Below are 15,172 nucleotides of genomic sequence, written 5' to 3'. Positions count from 1 at the left end.
TGGCATTCCTGGGTGTGGCCAACCAGGGAGCGTTGAGTGATCTGGGGCAGTTTTATGCAGAAGGGCGACTGGTTGACAATTTTCCTGCGTTGATCAACATCAACTTGAGCAAGATGCCGGACGAAGTGAAGTCAGCCGTAGAGTTACATATCAAAGCAGAACAGACAGGCTGGTTTGATACGCATCCCGCGACGCTGGAACGAATCGCTAATATTCAAGATGAGGACCCTGAAGGAATCTTTCGCTTGAAATCTCCGGCAACGGTTTTATTCAGCGATTTCTCACGCGAAGCAAAATTTGTCACACGTGATTTCTATTATGGTGTGTTCGGCAAAAAAATCCCGCGCGAGGATCTGCATTCAGTAGATGAACTGCTGATTCGTCAGGAAGCGGAAAACGAAGCGCATAAAGCGGTACAGAGATTTTACCAGGGAGCAATTTATCCCAACCGGCCCCTGTTGTTTTCCGAGTCTGCAGTCCAGGTTCCCGAAGATACAAAGCAGTGTGCGCAGGAACTGAAAAGCAGTCGGGAGAAGCTGTTAAAATATCGGGAGAAGTATAAATCCTTCATTGACGCCTATCGAGAATTTGAGTCAAAATCCATGAGCGTGACGATGGCTGAAGTGGCAGTCCGCGCGCGGCTCAAGCTGGACGTGGACGATCCCTTTTTCAAGTCATTGACAAATTATGATAAAGTCATCAATGCCAGGCATGGAATTGAGCGGAAAAAAGCTGAAACGCGTGGCGAACTGGAAAAGTATGAATCGCTGATTGTGAAACGACTCGAACGGGCCCTGCAACTGTTTTATGTACCGAAAGTGCAGGCCCAGATTGCTGACGCCGCACTCTGGGAACGTGATCTGCGTGATCTGCTGCTGGCGCTGCAGGCCACTAATTCTCAGATCAGTCGTTTATGGGAACTGCATATGAATTCGGTTGCCCTGCAGATACTGCTGCGGTTTTTTGATGAGTTACGGACCGATGATAAATATTGCGAGGTGGTACTTTCCGAAATGGAAAAAATGGAAACGCTGTTGAATTCGATCTACAATCGCTTTAAACGCATGCTGTATCCATTTGAGCATTCCCGCGTCGATATTACGATTGCAGAATTTGCGCTGGCCCGATTTCCTGAATCGAACAATCCAGGCGAGCTGCTGGGGGCTGCCGAGGCACTGTTTGAAAATCTGATGGCCTTGAATCATCGCGTTCTGGGGCGACTCTGTTTACTGGCGGAAGAAATTGAATCACTACTGGGCTTTGAAGCATTGCCCGAGTTTGAAGAAGAAACTTCTATCGAATCGGAAGCATAATTGAGCCGGTATCTGGCCTGATTACTGGTTCCACTTTGATCACACATGGATCGAGCCATCTATCGAAGCCCATTGATGTATTCCCGAATCTGCTCTACTGGCCTGGTTTCCACCGGCAGATATTGCCGGTCATCGATTCGATGTGAACTTATAGGGTTTGCTCCAGATGGGAATTCAATAAGAGTTCCTCGATTCTGCGAGTTCTTTCATCTCAAGTTAAATGATGGTCGATAATTGAGAAGGAGCCCTGCTGTATTGTAGACAGAATCTACACTGAAAATGATTACACTGAGGCTCAGTGTCGAACGGATTCAAATTCGAGTCACTTTCAGGTCAGCAATGCCTGTTTTAATACTTGTGTCTGCCCAGGATGGTCTGAGTGTTTCTCACAATGGATAGTGAAAATTCACAATTAGATTTTGTGAGGTAATGGAATGCGAAACTCAACAACGTGGACTCTGGTTCTCTTTTCCGGAGTAACCGCACTTTTAATCTCAGGATGTTCTCACGCGCAGAATGTAGTGGGTACAGGCCTGAAGTTGCCATTAGATGAGTCTCCTCAAATGATGCTGGCACGACAGGCCGAGGAAAAAGGCCAGTTCGTGAAAGCAGAGCAGACATATCGTGTCATGCTGCAGCGAAATCCCCAGAACTCGGTCGCCCTGCATCGGATGGGCATCGTCAATTCCAAATTGGGGCGACATGACGAAGCGACAAAATATCTGATGGAAGCTGTCAAGGTTCAGCCCGAAAACCCGAAATACCTGACTGACCTGGGCTATGCCCTGTATCTGCAGAATGACCTTCCGGCAGCAGAGATTGCTCTGGAAGAATCAATCAAACGCGATCCCAGCACCAAACGTTCTTTCAATAACCTGAGCCTGGTATTGGGGCATCAGGGACGGATGGATGAGGCTTATCAGATTGCCCGCTCTGTCATGAGTGCCGAAGAAGCACATGCCAATCTGGGATACATCTGCCTGCAAAGAGGACAACTGGACGACGCGGCCAGTCATTATCACCGCGCTTTAGAAATCAATCCGGATCTGGATTCAATTAAAGAAGCCGTAGTGCAGGTTGCACAACTGCAGAAAAAACAGCAGATGCAACAAGCTTTGTCCCAGCCTGAGGTTCAGATTGCACAGAATCGTGCTCCAGAACCGGTTGCAACAGAGTCGATGGTTTCGGAAGTTGTAGCCGTAACTGAAGAGCCGGTTGTGACTCAGAATGTTTCGGAAACAGAGGAATCAGAATTCCGAATCATCACGGAAGCTGATGCAGAATTGATCGGCACGATGGAACAGCCAGTCGCTCAGATTTCCGCTGTTCAGGAACTGCCTATTCAGGGATTTGAGCCTCCATTACATGTCAGCAACGAAGACTATATTCCTTCTGCCGATAATACGTTTCTCCAAACCGTTCAAAGCTCTGAATCGGTGACAACCGTTCGCAGTGCCGAATAATAGAATTATTAAAACCAAAAATAAAAGCAGCAGACGTCGATCGACATCTGCTGCTTTTTTTATGCGCGTTTAACTCTGAGGCGATTAAATCGATTGCTTAAGGAGTTTCGCTCGGAGTTGTTTTTGCCGAAAAACTAGAAACGCCCATTAAGGGGTCGTTCGGGTCAACCTTCTGAAAGAGTAGTTTTCGGGTGATGTCTGATTTGACTTTCTTATTCCCGGTTCTCTGTACATAGGTGGGAGTCAGCTGCATGTGTTTGTCTGAGAATGCATCAAAGTCAAAGTACAGGACGGCGTTGATTTCCGTATTACGCATGTCGAGAACCATTTGCTGCGGCTTTGATTCTGTATCAAGGTAATAAGCTCCCTTTCGCCGTTTCCCCTGATGCACACTATAGACGGACCCATCTTCATTGAAGATCATGTTCGGTCCGCTGGAGTTCTGCCACCGTCCGACCAGTAAGTCTCGCTCCGACTTTTGGCATGAGCTTGCCAGGCATGTCAGTGACAGAAATGCCACCGCTGAATACTTCCACTGCGTCCGATTCTTCATGGTTCTCTTTTCTCACCTGCTTGATAGAGCGATAGGCCGCTTCCATTGGTAATTAGCTCAGCCCCGTATTTTGGTCATAGACCACCGCTCATGTAAAGAAGAACAAGATGGGTGCTGTAAAAGTTTTGATGAATTAAGGTGATTCAGTTGGAGGGCTCTCAGACTGGTTATTGAATCGGCTCCTCTTTTACCCAGTCGTGATGCTTCAATTCAACGATCTACTTGTGTTGTAAGCCTTTGAATCGACTGGAATTACATTCCTCTCCCACCAAACGCCCTGTCTTTGTTCCAGGAACAACGGCATTTGGTCACCCTTCCTGCCTGATCGATATAATCGATACGACCAGATTTCTTATCAAAAACGTTAAAGCCGTTGTAAAGCAATCTGAACATCCTCGTCCGCATCCCAGGTTCTCATTCATAACAATTTCGGGGCAGGGGGTTTATTCTGAATGTATAAGTTCTTCTAGTTATAGGGGTTATGGTGATTGTCCAGTTTGTGAGGGGAATGATGATTGTCTGCATGGCACGCATATTGCCTAATGTAACAGGCATGACGGTTATTCCGGAATTCCTGAAAAGGCCGGATATAACGGTTATGACTTGAAATAAACTCTTCTTCTGTCCGAACGCGACAGGCGAAGTGAAACGCATAGAGAGAGTGTGTGGCGACCTGAGAGACCGTTACACAAGTCGGTGACCTGAGAGACCACCGATGTCTGATTGACTGAAGCGGAGAGAACTTCTGGTATTTACCCTGATTTTATGGTGAGTGAGGTAATTGAGTTCCGCCTCGAAAACCAGAAAAGGAAAGCCTGAGAAACTTTCCTCTCCCGCTTTAGCCAATCGGCGTTTTTCAATCGATCCACATTGTCAGTGACAGGGAAATGTCCCTGAGAGAATAACAACTTATCGTGCGACTGCAGGAATCAATCCGGTCAACAGACAGGTTGATTTCGTGCTGGTCATTACTGTCATCGCTGGAGTGATTCTCCCGCGATGATCAAGCAGACTTTTCAATCAAAAACGCGGAACATCAAAATAAAAAAGGAGCTTCCCATGCATCAATTTGTAAAACACTTCTGGAACGATGAAAGTGGATTCGTTCTCTCTGCTGAACTGGTCATCATCCTGACGGTCGCTGTCTTGGCGATGATTGTCGGCTTGAGTTATGTTCAGACGGCTGTGGTCGGTGAGTTTTCCGATATCGGAAACGCGATTTCTTCGCTGAATCAAAGTTACTCCTACAGTGGTTACTATTCACAAAGCTATTTTGGCAAGTTTAAAGCCTTCTATTCAGGATCGTGTTTCTTCGACTATCCTCGCGGCGGAGCGGTTCTGGGATATAACAGCTGCAATGTGGTGGGCAACGGTCTTAATTATGGGGGCACTCAAGGCAGTTACTCCGAAGATTTAGTACTGGAACCCGAGGTAGTGGATCAGCCCTGTGAGCTTTGTAAGCCAGGGACCGTTCATGAACAGAGAATCGAAGGGCCGGATCTGGATTGCCCGGGTTGCGTACCAGGCGAAGAGAAAGTGATTCCTGAGCCACAGCCATTACCCACTCCCAATGTGCAACAGAAGTAAATCGATGTGGGTTCAGGGGGGAGATCTATCCCCCCTCGAAGCCCACCTGACCGGGCATGTGGTAGCCGAAGGTCGACCAGTCTTTCCGATAAGAGGCTGGCCGACCTTTTTTGCTTTCAGCTAATCTGGTTCTGGTGGAACCGTTTGTCTGAACCGGTTGAATTCAGCTTTGCTGATATACGGATGCTGTTAAGTTACAATCGAAACATAAGAACAGATAGTAGATTCCTACCATGGATTTTTTGAATTGATTCTATTGAAATTGAATCATTCATTCCCACGTTACTTCATGCCTGTATTTGGTTGCTGCTGTCAGACGGATCAAAACCAAGTCAGAGTTTCTTCACAGTCCCTTCTCCCACAACTCTGGCTCCTTCTCGAATCAGAAATTCCATGCCGACCCTGATATTTTTTGAATGGAATTCATCCCAGCGTTTTTGCGGAAATCGAACAAAGGCTCGCACGGTAATCCCCAGTTCAAGGAGTACGCCTTCAGGGAGTTCAGGAAAAAACTGTGCGCCATCATAATCACCCCCGTTATAGTGAAACTGTCCTCGATACCCATTAAAGACACCGTTTTGACGTCCACCCTCTTCGGTTGTCAGATAACGAATTTCGACCTCGATTTCTCGGAAAATCATGCAGTCCAGAATTCTGTTTGAAGTAGGTTGACTACAGTTAGCATTGATTGATCTGATCTTAATGATGAGATTAAAGTAATGTGAAAGGACATTTGCTGGTCTCGAACAGAAAGAAGCTTCAGACAGACGAGTTTCAGCAACATTGATAATGCAACAAAAAAAGCCACTTGCAAAAGTAATGCAAGTGGCTTTGAGTGGAGGATACCGGGCTCGAACCGGTGACCTTTTGGCTGCCAGCCAAACGCTCTCCCAACTGAGCTAATCCCCCTGCAAGGTGTTGATTCCCGCTGAATCTAAGGCTAAGGATAGAAAATAGTTTCGGCAATTCAAGAGCTGAGAAACAATCTAAATAAAAAAACGGTCAAAAATCGCCCTCATCAAACAAAATCAGGTCACTCCAAGTGGAAACAGGGTGCAGGCTTAGACGATTTTGCATGGGAACGGTGAACCCCGCGAGTGAAATGCGGCTCTGGTTGTGTGAACAGGCACAAGGATAATATGATGCCCCTGTTACATAACAGGATTTACTGAACCGGTTCAGGGAGACTTCATGGCAATTCGCACCATTTCTCGATTACATGAACACCGTCAATGGGTAAACCAGGCTTTGCTGGACTCGGCAGCCACACTCTCTGTTACATCGCTTCATCAAAGTTTTTCCATCGGCCAGGGATCTGTCTGGAAATCGCTGCTGCATCTGTATGGAGCGGAATTCGTCTGGCTGGAAGCGTTGCAGGGGAACGAGTCTCCTGTGTTACCCGGTGATCTGGCAGATGACCTGCCGGGAAATCAACGGGGCGAAGGAGGGCTGGAATCGCTGGAAGAGCTGCAGCAGAAATGGAAGGCGCAGGAACAACGGTGGGGGCAGTATCTCGACCAGCTTTCTGACGAGATGCTGGATGAAATGGTCTGTAAGCGAAGTACGAGTAGTGGAAAGGGACGCGTGCATCAGACACGCCGTGAAGATATTCTTCTGCATGTTTGTACGCACGCGCAATACACCACCGCGCAGGTCGTCAACATGCTGCGGCAGCTTGGTGTGGAACCGCTGCCGGCAACAATGTTGATTACCCTCGCTCGAACGCAGATGGCATTGCTGACTGACCAGGAATAGCCAGGCCGCAGTTGCTCAGTTAAATTTTCGGATGACACCCTTCACAACGCCCAGAACCTGGACGTCGGTGGAATAAATGGGTGACATGGTCGAGTTGGCGGGTTCGAGTCGCACCCGGTCAGCTTCCTGATAGAAGCGTTTCAGTGTGGCTTCCTGGTTATCAACCAGGGCAACCACAATCTCACCCTGCTGACAGGTCTCCTGCTTTTTGACAACGACAAAATCTCCGTCTTGAATCTGTGCTTCAATCATGGAGTTGCCTTTGACTTTCAGGCAGAAATTATCACCACTCTCAAACAGAGCACTGAAATCAACCTGTGCATCATCTGCTGCCGGGGGAATGATAGGTGTTCCCGCCTGCAATGAACCGGAAAAAGTGACATTGGCCGGTTTTTGTGCATTGTCACAGAGTTGAATGGAACGAGATATATGGGACTTGCGTTTAATGAGCCCTTTTCGTTCCAGGGCTTTGAGGTGTCCCATGACACCATTGGGAGATCGGATATCGAATGCGTCACCAATTTCTCGAACAGTAGGACCATAGCCCCGGTTGACAATTTTGTCTTTCAGAAATTGATAAATCGCCAGTTGCCGCTCCGTCAATTTGACGTTTTGATTAATCATGCCTGCTTCCTCATCTTAGACACTATCGCTAAACGGTTACACCATAGTGATTTCACGTTGAAAAATGATTTTCACTATACAATGGCCCGTCTTTACACTAATGGACTCATGAGAACCCAAAACCTAACACAGTTTTCAGCAAATCTGTGTAAGTTGTTGCGAAAGCGAAAGATGTGAGGGAGGCACATCGCTAAAGCAGGTAAAGTACAAATAATGATATCAACTGGTGACTTCTGCTGCAAAGGCTTCACAGGCAACCTGCTTGATTTTTGCCAGATCAAGTTTGCCTGTGCCCAGCAGGGGGATCGTTTCGACTTCCAGAAAACTGTCGCTGGAAGGCATCCAGAGATTCGGCAGATTTTCGCTGGCGAGTCTTTTGAGGATTTCGTCAACGGAGATCTGCAGTCGTTTATGCAGGACGATCAGCCGTTCCCCTTTTTTGGGATCGGGAACGGAGGTTACTGCAACCTGGACTTCGGGTTCATCTTCCTCCGGGTTATTCACAATATCGATGATGAGTTCTTCAATCCGGAGATGGGGAACCATTTCTCCCCCGATTTTGGAGAAGCGTGTCTGCCTGCCGGTGATGGTGATGAAACCTTCCGCATCGATTATGGCGATGTCACCGGTATTGTACCAGCCATCGATAATAACCTCCGCTGTTTTTTCGGGATTATTCAGATAGCCCTTCATGACATTGGGGCCCTTGATAAACAGCAGGCCTTCCTCACCGTCAGGAAGATCCTCCCTGGTTTCCGGATGAACCGTTTTGGCCATCACACAGGGGATGGGGCGCCCCACGGTTCCGGGTTTGGCACTGACTTCCGTCGGGTCCAGTTGTCGTGTGGGAGGCACGTTGACCGCCGCGACCGGAGACAGCTCTGTTGTGCCGTATCCTTCGGTCGGGAAAATTCCAAACTTCTCCTCGAATTCTTTTGCCAGGCTCTGGGGCAGTTTTTCTGCACCGGTAATCACAATATCCAGCGACTGGAATTGTTCCCGGGTGCAGCGTTTCAGATAGTGCCTGAGAAACGTCGGCGTGGAAGTGAACAGGGTCACTTTATATTTCTCGATCATTTTCCCCACGGTGCGGGCGTCGGTGGGATTAAAGTGAAAACAGGATCGCATGTTGCGGGCGAAAGGCATCCAGAGTGCAATCGTGTAACCGAACGAATGAAAGAAAGGCAGGATTCCCAGAATGCAGTCGCTGGGGGCGAGTTGCAGCAGGTCATCCGCGGAATTGATGTTGGAAATAATGTTATGGTGGGTCAGCATAACCCCCTTGGGGCGTCCTGTTGAACCGGAAGTGAATATGACCGTACTCAGATCGTCTGAGCTGACCTTGTGCAGGCCAATGAAACGTTCGATCAACCAGGCCGGCATAATGTAAGCCATGAACAGGCTGACTAGTTTGTCCAACAGCGAAGCTATGAGTTTGATCTCATCGACCAGCACCACATTCGCTTCCATTTCAATGGGTCTTTTTTCCAGGAACTTACTGCTGGTGAGCACGGTTTTTATGCCGGCTTCTTTAATACAGTAATTGATATCGCTGTCAGATAATGTGTAGTTCAGATTGATGGGGACACGGCCCGATATCGCGAGGCTGGCATTCACCGCGCATCCGCCTACGGAAGGGGGCAGCAGGACGCCGACCATGTTTTCCTCCTGCTTCAACACGTACCTGTTAAGCAGTCGCCGCATCATCAGCGCGCCGGTTAATAATTTTCCGCCCGTCAGTTCCACGCCTGTGGAGTCAGCCACTTTTTGCTGGAAACGTCGGCTCTTACATTTTCTCAGAAACAACCTTGGCGCTATCATTTGATATGTCTTTCGAAAATTGGCAGATTCGACCCCCAGGTTTTGCACCACTTTACGCACATGCTTTTCATTCTCGGGATGAAGAATGGGCTTCCCGAATCGAATCGACACGGGATAAGGCCACCTGCGGGGTTTTTTCCAGAAAAATTTTCCGCCATGAAAACTAAAGATGCTCCCCCAGAGTTCATCAATGTAGACCGGAATCACCGGAGCGCCGGTGCCTTTAATGATTTTCATCAGACCCGACTGAAATGGCTGCAGGTAACCCGAACGGGTTAATTTACCTTCCGCAAAGATACAGACTAATTCTCCATTTTCAATGGCAGATCGTGCGGTTTTTATGGAGTGCATTAATGCTTTAGGGCCATCTTCCACGTTGATGGGGATCGTATTATACAGCTTTGTGAGCCAGGCAACCCAGGGTCCCTGGACGTAAGTGGAATAGGCAATCATGCGGACCGGACGCGTGGATGTCAGGATCAGGAAGACGCCATCCAGCCAGGAGACATGATTGGCAACCAGCAGCGCGCCCCCTTTGGGAGGCAGATTTTTCACCCCTTTCACGCGCAGTTTATAGATCGTGCAACTGACCAGCCAGACCATGAAGCGGATCGTCGCATTCGGGAGCAGCTTGAAAATATAGATGCCAACGGGGATGGTGAGCAGTCCCAGAACCATGAAGATCTGGCTGGCCGACATTTCGAGTTTGGCCTGCATCACCCAGAAACCAAAGGAGGCGATCAGGATGAACAGAAACGCCAGGAAGTTGGCAGCTGCCAGGATACTGCCTCGCGTTTCCACATCACTGCGGTGTTGCAGAAATGTTTCCAGGGGGATGTCAAACAGTCCGGAGCTGACCCCCAGCAGAAACAGCCAGAGCAGGGAGAGGCCATATAACAGTTGCGAGTTTGATTCGGATCCGGGGATCACGCTGTTTCCGGTGAAGTAGAGCAGTAGAGACGTCATGACGATGCCTGCAGCGCCCAGCGGCACAATTCCCAGTTCGATACGCCCGGACGACCAGACACCCGCCAGGATACTTCCCAGTGCCACGCCGAAAACCAGGATTCCCAGCAGGGGGCCGATATCTTTCTGAGTCAGATTCAGTTCGTTGATGCCATAGGTATCCACATTCATCTGGGCCATTGATGCCAGCATCCAGAAAAAAGCGACCCCTAAAGCCGTTCTTAACAGAGGGGTACTGCTGGTAAGCAGTTTCATCTGATGCACGGTCTCTTTTACAGGATTATAGGGAAATACCCGATCGGGGGCAGCCGGTTCCAGCTTCCTGATTTTGAGGCTGGCGAGGGTTCCCAGCAAAGCGACTCCCACGAGAGTGCACGCAGCGAAGCTGATCTCAGAAAATGAACCGGAGACAGACAGACTCGGTTGCGAAAAGTGGTACAGGTAATTGCCTGCGATAAATCCCATGGCCGAGGAAACGACGGTCGTCAGACCCATGATCCCGTTACCGCGCGAGAGGCGATTATCGCGAAGCATTTCGGGGATACTGCCGAATTTGGCCGGACCAAACAACGCGCTTTGACAGCCCATGAGGGCCACGATGAAAAACAGCAGATAGAGATTCCCGATCTGAACGGCGCAGACCCCAGCAATCATGATGATGATTTCGGCGACTTTGCAGGCGATGATCACCGTGCGTTTACTGAACCGGTCTGCCAGGTAACCGGCGACACTGGCCAGCAGCAGGTAGGGGAGTGTAAAGCAGGCCAGTCCCAGGGAGAGGGCATTCGCATCACCAATCTCCGGTTTGGCGATCGGAATGATGAACCAGCGAAACATATTGTCATTCATCGCGCCCAGGAACTGAGTTGCCAGCAACGCCAGAAAGGAGGGTGAGTTCAGCGTCCCTTTGCGTACACCGCGATTTCGAGGTTGTGATTTGGCGGTGATCGTTGAATTCATGTTGTTGAGTGATCCAGGTATTCTGACGGCTTGTTGAAAACGTCTGCGTTTCAGTCAGGCTGATTTCAATTTCGAACGCGGGAAACTTACTTGATAGAGAAGCAATCAAAGTACTCACTTCGAAGAAGGCGAAGTGCAGCCGAAAATATCACGCTGAAATTCAGGGCGATGGAAAAGCAAGGGGCATACTATTCCAAAAAGCATTTGTCTGTAAAGACTTAAGATATTGATTGGCTCAAAAGTCTCTACAGGTTGCAGGTTTTGGTGTATGTATGTCCTGTGCCGGGCTGTCAGGCTCAGGGGATAAAGGTGAAGGTTCCCGAATTCTTTTCTGCCAATTCGCGCATCGCCTGTTCTCCTTCCAGGCTGCCAAAGCAAATGCCATTCACCGTAATCTGGTGATTGCGGGATTTCTGCGCGGCGACTTTATTGAAGGACTTCACAATGACCGGGTCGAACTCACCGTCGGTCAGAAAGTAAATCGTATCGGGCTTTAATTTCAGAGCCAGCAGCAAAGCCTGATAAGGTTCCGTCATGCCGATACCTGGTACGCGGGCCACCCAGGTAAGGAATTTCTGTTTTGCCTGACTGGTTGCAGGTTGCAGGTCAGACGCGGGCATGGGGATGGCGATGTCACTGAAGAAAATGACAAAAAACTGCTGACTTTCGTCCATAGACTGGATGGCACGCGCCAGTTCAAGCTTAACGCGACCCAGTCTGGTTTTTCCCTCACTTTCATGCGGGAAATTCATGCTCTTGGATGAATCGACCACGTACACGATTCTTTTACTTTGGGGTTTGATCCCGAAAAATTTGCCGTTTCCGTTGCCTGTTCCAGAATCGCCCGTCTGATTGCCCAGTGCCGTTGAGGTCAGCAGAGCACCCACGATCTCTGAACCGTATTTCGTGGTCAGTGCTTCTTCAAATTGAGTCGCCTGTGGAAGTGGTCCCTGTAAATAAGACGATTGTGATTCAGGATCTGGCGCAGAAGTACGCTCAACAAGCGGGGGTAATTTGGAAAGCAGAGCAGAGCTGCGGGGGCTTTCTTTCTGTTTTGTGACCGGTGTCAGTTCCAGTAATTCTGGTTCAGGTTGATTTTGTTCAGGAGCCCAGCGGGTCTGGATAAGATCTGACGCGGGCGAACGTCGTGTTTCAAATTGGTGTTCGAAAACCAGTGACAGCCAGCCGATGACAATCAGATGCACCAGCGTGGAGACTCCCAGCCCCTGATTCCAGCGCGATTGTGAATCAGAATGTGGGGATGGGTGCTGCATGGAACTCTTGACCGGAGTGAACGTGAAACAAGCCTTCTGAAAGTAAAATCGGCACGATCGCTGCTTCAATTCTAGCGTTAAATTTGAGGAAACAACAGAAGTATTCAATGAATCTGATTTCGCAGGGCACAGGCAACGCGTTTTCCCGCGATTCCTGTGAATGCGGTAAAATACGGCTGGAGATAAATGCTTATTACGTATAATATTACAGGTAAGGTACGTTTTTTCGGCAGACTGGACCGTGATTCAGATTAAGAAACGAAATCACATGAAAAAATCAGTGACGACCAGGGATCCTGATCTTCCGAACTCTCCTGTAACCGAGGGCTCACATCCAGAAGAGGCGGAAACATCCCATTTGACGGATAAGCCGATTCTGTTTTTTGATGGCGTCTGCGGTTTATGTAATTCCAGTGTCGATTTTGCCATGGCGCGGGATCGGCACGCGCGGCTGTATTATGCCCCTCTGCAGGGAGAAACTGCCCGCGCGTTATTAAGTGAGCAGGATCTCGCTCATGTAGATACCGTGATTTTCCGGACGGCAGAGGGAGGCCGCTGTTATCGGCGCTCAGCGGCTGTTGTCCGGCTGCTGTGGCTGCTGGGATTTCCCTGGAATGTTTGTGGAGGGTTGTTGTGGTGTATTCCACTTCCTCTCCGGAATCTGGGTTACCGAATGATTGCGCGTGTTCGCTATCGCCTGTTTGGAAAACACGAGACTTGCCGGATGCCAAGCCCTGAAGAGCGTGCCCGGCTCCTGCCTTGAACGACTATTTGAAATTGATGAAGAGACCGATATGCGATTGATGCCGTTGCTATGCTTCCTGATGACAGTTCTGCTTCCCTGTTTAACAGGGGAAGCGTCAGCGCAAACCGAGCCAACGGCGAAAACCAATTTTATCGTTTTCATTGCCGATGACATGGCCTGGGATGACTGTGGCGCTTATGGTCATCCCAAAATTCAGACGCCGAATCTTAATCAGCTGGCTGCAGATGGCATGAAATTCAATCATGCGTACTTAACCTGTAGTTCCTGCAGTCCGAGTCGGGCCAGCATTATTACCGGCCGCTATCCCCACAGCACGGGAGCCCACCAGTTGCATCTGCCTCTGCCGGCCAGCCAGGTGACTTTTGTTGAGAAACTGAAAGAAGCCGGCTACTACACCGCTTCAGCCGGAAAGTGGCATCTGGGGACACCCACGGAAAGCAAGTTCGACCTGGTGACGACGAAGTTGAACGAGTGGGTAGCGACCTTGAAACAAAGACCGAAAGACAAACCGTTTTTCATGTGGTTTGCCTTTAGCGATCCGCATCGTCCTTATCAGCGAAATATTATTGAGCGCCCCCATACCAATGAGGATGTGATCGTTCCCCCTTATCTGCCTGACACACCGGAGGTCCGGGGAGATCTGGCTTTATATTATGATGAAATCACCAGGCTGGACAGCGTCGTGGGTGATGTGCGTAAAGAGCTGAGCGCCCAGAAGGTGGCCTCCAACACGGTGGTCGTATTTCTGAGTGACAACGGGCGACCATTCCCCCGCTGTAAAACAACCATGTATGACAGTGGAATTCGGACTCCCTGGATTGTCACATGGCCTGAGCAGATCAAAGCGGGGAGTGTCTGTAATTCCCTGGTCAGCTCGGTGGATCTCGCCCCCACGGTACTGGAACTGGCAGGCTTGCCCGTGGGAGAAACATTTCAGGGAAAAAGTTTTCAGCCCCTTCTGAAGAAACCGGAAGCCACCACCCGTGGATTAATTTTTGCGGAGCACAACTGGCATGACTTTGAAGATTTTGGTCGTGCCGTCCGTTCGCCCCGGTTTAAGTATATTCGGAATTTCTACACCGATCTTCCCGGAACTCCGCCGGCGGATGCCGTCCGCAGTGACACATATACCAAGATGCTGGAACTGCGTGATGCGGGAAAATTGACGGAGGATCAGCAAAGCTGTTTCCAGATTCCCCGTCAGGAAGTGGAACTGTATGATGTGGAAGCTGATCCGCATGAACTCAACAACCTGGCGGGAAATCCCCAATACCAGGAAGTTCAACAGGAATTGCGAACCGCGCTGGAGCAGTGGCAGGAAGTCACTCATGACCGCCTGCCCCGCGCCCGTCGACCTGATGAATTTGATCGGGAAACCGGTCAGCAGTTGCCTGCCTTCCGTAAGAAATAACGGATTCTGAATCCATTTCGATATTTGTTGAAACGCCTCAACAGAGGGTCGGGTAAGTCTGCTGTATAGTTCTGATGGTCTCGAGTTGAACAATGAGCGCGCCGGTAAAGATCAATCTGTCACCTGTTTTCGATGAAAAACCGCCGACAATGCTGCAGAAAGCAGGCGTGGTCGCGATGTGCACAGCCACTTTTCTGCTACTCTACTTCTTACTGGCGGGGCCGCTGACCTGGGTGGATGGGGAAATGAAGTTTCCTCCCTTTTCCCGATCTGTGAAAGTCATCTACGCGCCACTGACGCGGATCGTCAAATCGGATCTTGAGCCCGCCTCCAGTGTGGTCAAAGCCTATGTGGGCCTGTTTAAAAAATAACGGGGCAGATTCATGAGTGAGCGTGGACGCGAAACCGATCCGGGAGTGGATCAGGCGACAACTGTTGAAACCCCTCGACGAAAATTTCGCTGGAAGTGGGGGCTGGCCATTCTGGTGCTGGGGATCGCTGTCATTTTTATTGACTGGTTTCGGTTGGCACCAGATCGAACCTATCAGGTGTTCGCGGTCTATAAAGGGATCCGCAATATTCTGTTGGGGTTATTCCTCTGGTGGCTGTTGTTTTCGGGATTAGCCTGGAAGACGCGTTTCAAAGGGCTCGGCGGTGCTGTCCTGGTATTCGTGCTGTT

At 49.5% G+C, this 15,172-nt stretch carries 13 protein-coding genes and 1 tRNA gene; 8 read left to right on the top strand and 6 right to left on the bottom strand.

Annotation, left to right across the window (positions count from 1 at the left end; genetic code table 11):
- Window positions 1–1,313 (top strand): hypothetical protein (locus tag AACZ40_RS22540; RefSeq protein ID WP_339675938.1); only part of this gene is annotated, 1,313 nt, incomplete at its 5' end.
- Between the two features lie 434 nt (window positions 1,314–1,747).
- On the top strand, window positions 1,748–2,776 hold the full coding sequence (locus tag AACZ40_RS22535) for a tetratricopeptide repeat protein (RefSeq protein ID WP_291180463.1): 1,029 nt from the start codon (window positions 1,748–1,750) through the stop codon (window positions 2,774–2,776).
- Between the two features lie 97 nt (window positions 2,777–2,873).
- Here AACZ40_RS22535 and AACZ40_RS22530 read toward each other — a convergent pair whose 3' ends face one another.
- Entirely contained in the window at window positions 2,874–3,329 is a 456-nt protein-coding gene (locus AACZ40_RS22530) for a hypothetical protein (RefSeq protein ID WP_291180465.1), read from the bottom strand.
- 1,059 nt (window positions 3,330–4,388) lie between these two features.
- Between AACZ40_RS22530 and AACZ40_RS22525 the strand changes: the two genes are divergently transcribed.
- Window positions 4,389–4,916 carry a hypothetical protein gene (locus AACZ40_RS22525; protein WP_291180468.1) on the top strand — a complete coding sequence of 176 codons (528 nt, stop codon included), beginning with the start codon at window positions 4,389–4,391 and terminating at the stop codon, window positions 4,914–4,916.
- Between the two features lie 332 nt (window positions 4,917–5,248).
- Here the strand turns inward: AACZ40_RS22525 and AACZ40_RS22520 are convergent, their stop codons facing one another.
- Both AACZ40_RS22520 and AACZ40_RS22515 read right to left on the bottom strand, forming a co-directional pair.
- Window positions 5,249–5,557 (bottom strand): hypothetical protein, encoded by a 309-nt coding sequence (locus tag AACZ40_RS22520; RefSeq protein WP_291180471.1) that lies wholly within the window; start codon window positions 5,555–5,557, stop codon window positions 5,249–5,251.
- 195 nt (window positions 5,558–5,752) lie between these two features.
- Window positions 5,753–5,825: transfer RNA gene (locus AACZ40_RS22515), tRNA-Ala, on the bottom strand.
- Window positions 5,826–6,107: 282 nt separating this feature from the next.
- Here AACZ40_RS22515 and AACZ40_RS22510 point away from each other — a divergent pair.
- Complete coding sequence (locus AACZ40_RS22510; RefSeq protein ID WP_291180474.1) at window positions 6,108–6,671, top strand: DinB family protein; 564 nt, start codon at window positions 6,108–6,110, stop codon at window positions 6,669–6,671.
- 15 nt (window positions 6,672–6,686) lie between these two features.
- Here AACZ40_RS22510 and lexA read toward each other — a convergent pair whose 3' ends face one another.
- From lexA to AACZ40_RS22495, 3 genes are all read right to left on the bottom strand, one after another.
- Complete coding sequence (gene lexA / locus AACZ40_RS22505) at window positions 6,687–7,295, bottom strand: transcriptional repressor LexA (protein WP_291180476.1); 609 nt, start codon at window positions 7,293–7,295, stop codon at window positions 6,687–6,689.
- Window positions 7,296–7,514: 219 nt separating this feature from the next.
- A complete protein-coding gene (locus AACZ40_RS22500) occupies window positions 7,515–11,042 on the bottom strand; it encodes an acyl-[ACP]--phospholipid O-acyltransferase (protein ID WP_291180479.1) in 3,528 nt (1,175 codons plus the stop codon).
- A 296-nt stretch (window positions 11,043–11,338) separates the two neighbouring features.
- Window positions 11,339–12,316 (bottom strand): hypothetical protein, encoded by a 978-nt coding sequence (locus AACZ40_RS22495; protein WP_291180482.1) that lies wholly within the window; start codon window positions 12,314–12,316, stop codon window positions 11,339–11,341.
- Window positions 12,317–12,584: 268 nt separating this feature from the next.
- Here AACZ40_RS22495 and AACZ40_RS22490 point away from each other — a divergent pair, with 268 nt between their 5' ends.
- The 4 genes from AACZ40_RS22490 to AACZ40_RS22475 form a co-directional block, all read left to right on the top strand.
- Window positions 12,585–13,079: a DCC1-like thiol-disulfide oxidoreductase family protein gene (locus AACZ40_RS22490; RefSeq protein WP_291180483.1), complete on the top strand. Its 495-nt coding sequence runs from the start codon at window positions 12,585–12,587 to the stop codon at window positions 13,077–13,079.
- A gap of 31 nt (window positions 13,080–13,110) precedes the next feature.
- The gene (locus AACZ40_RS22485) at window positions 13,111–14,493 is read left to right on the top strand and encodes a sulfatase (RefSeq protein ID WP_291180484.1); all 1,383 of its coding nucleotides are present in this window, start codon (window positions 13,111–13,113) and stop codon (window positions 14,491–14,493) included.
- 92 nt (window positions 14,494–14,585) lie between these two features.
- The gene (locus AACZ40_RS22480) at window positions 14,586–14,864 is read left to right on the top strand and encodes a hypothetical protein (RefSeq protein WP_339675931.1); all 279 of its coding nucleotides are present in this window, start codon (window positions 14,586–14,588) and stop codon (window positions 14,862–14,864) included.
- Between the two features lie 12 nt (window positions 14,865–14,876).
- The coding region (locus AACZ40_RS22475; protein ID WP_339675928.1) for a hypothetical protein at window positions 14,877–15,172 on the top strand (296 nt) is incomplete at its 3' end.

It is taken from the genome of uncultured Gimesia sp. (genome assembly GCF_963972345.1).
In the GTDB taxonomy this organism is placed as follows: domain Bacteria; phylum Planctomycetota; class Planctomycetia; order Planctomycetales; family Planctomycetaceae; genus Gimesia.
Note: the sequence above shows the minus strand (reverse complement) of the source record. Positions and strands in the feature narration are given on the sequence as shown.

Excerpts from the sequence above, each read along its gene's own strand:
- AACZ40_RS22535 (WP_291180463.1), top strand. The coding sequence starts at position 1,748 with ATGCGAAACTCAACAACGTGGACTCTGGTTCTCTTTTCCGGAGTAACC.
- AACZ40_RS22530 (WP_291180465.1), bottom strand. The coding sequence starts at position 3,329 with ATGAAGAATCGGACGCAGTGGAAGTATTCAGCGGTGGCATTTCTGTCA.
- AACZ40_RS22525 (WP_291180468.1), top strand. The coding sequence starts at position 4,389 with ATGCATCAATTTGTAAAACACTTCTGGAACGATGAAAGTGGATTCGTT.
- AACZ40_RS22520 (WP_291180471.1), bottom strand. The coding sequence starts at position 5,557 with ATGATTTTCCGAGAAATCGAGGTCGAAATTCGTTATCTGACAACCGAA.
- AACZ40_RS22510 (WP_291180474.1), top strand. The coding sequence starts at position 6,108 with ATGGCAATTCGCACCATTTCTCGATTACATGAACACCGTCAATGGGTA.
- lexA (WP_291180476.1), bottom strand. The coding sequence starts at position 7,295 with ATGATTAATCAAAACGTCAAATTGACGGAGCGGCAACTGGCGATTTAT.
- AACZ40_RS22500 (WP_291180479.1), bottom strand. The coding sequence starts at position 11,042 with ATGAATTCAACGATCACCGCCAAATCACAACCTCGAAATCGCGGTGTA.
- AACZ40_RS22495 (WP_291180482.1), bottom strand. The coding sequence starts at position 12,316 with ATGCAGCACCCATCCCCACATTCTGATTCACAATCGCGCTGGAATCAG.
- AACZ40_RS22490 (WP_291180483.1), top strand. The coding sequence starts at position 12,585 with ATGAAAAAATCAGTGACGACCAGGGATCCTGATCTTCCGAACTCTCCT.
- AACZ40_RS22485 (WP_291180484.1), top strand. The coding sequence starts at position 13,111 with ATGCGATTGATGCCGTTGCTATGCTTCCTGATGACAGTTCTGCTTCCC.
- AACZ40_RS22480 (WP_339675931.1), top strand. The coding sequence starts at position 14,586 with ATGAGCGCGCCGGTAAAGATCAATCTGTCACCTGTTTTCGATGAAAAA.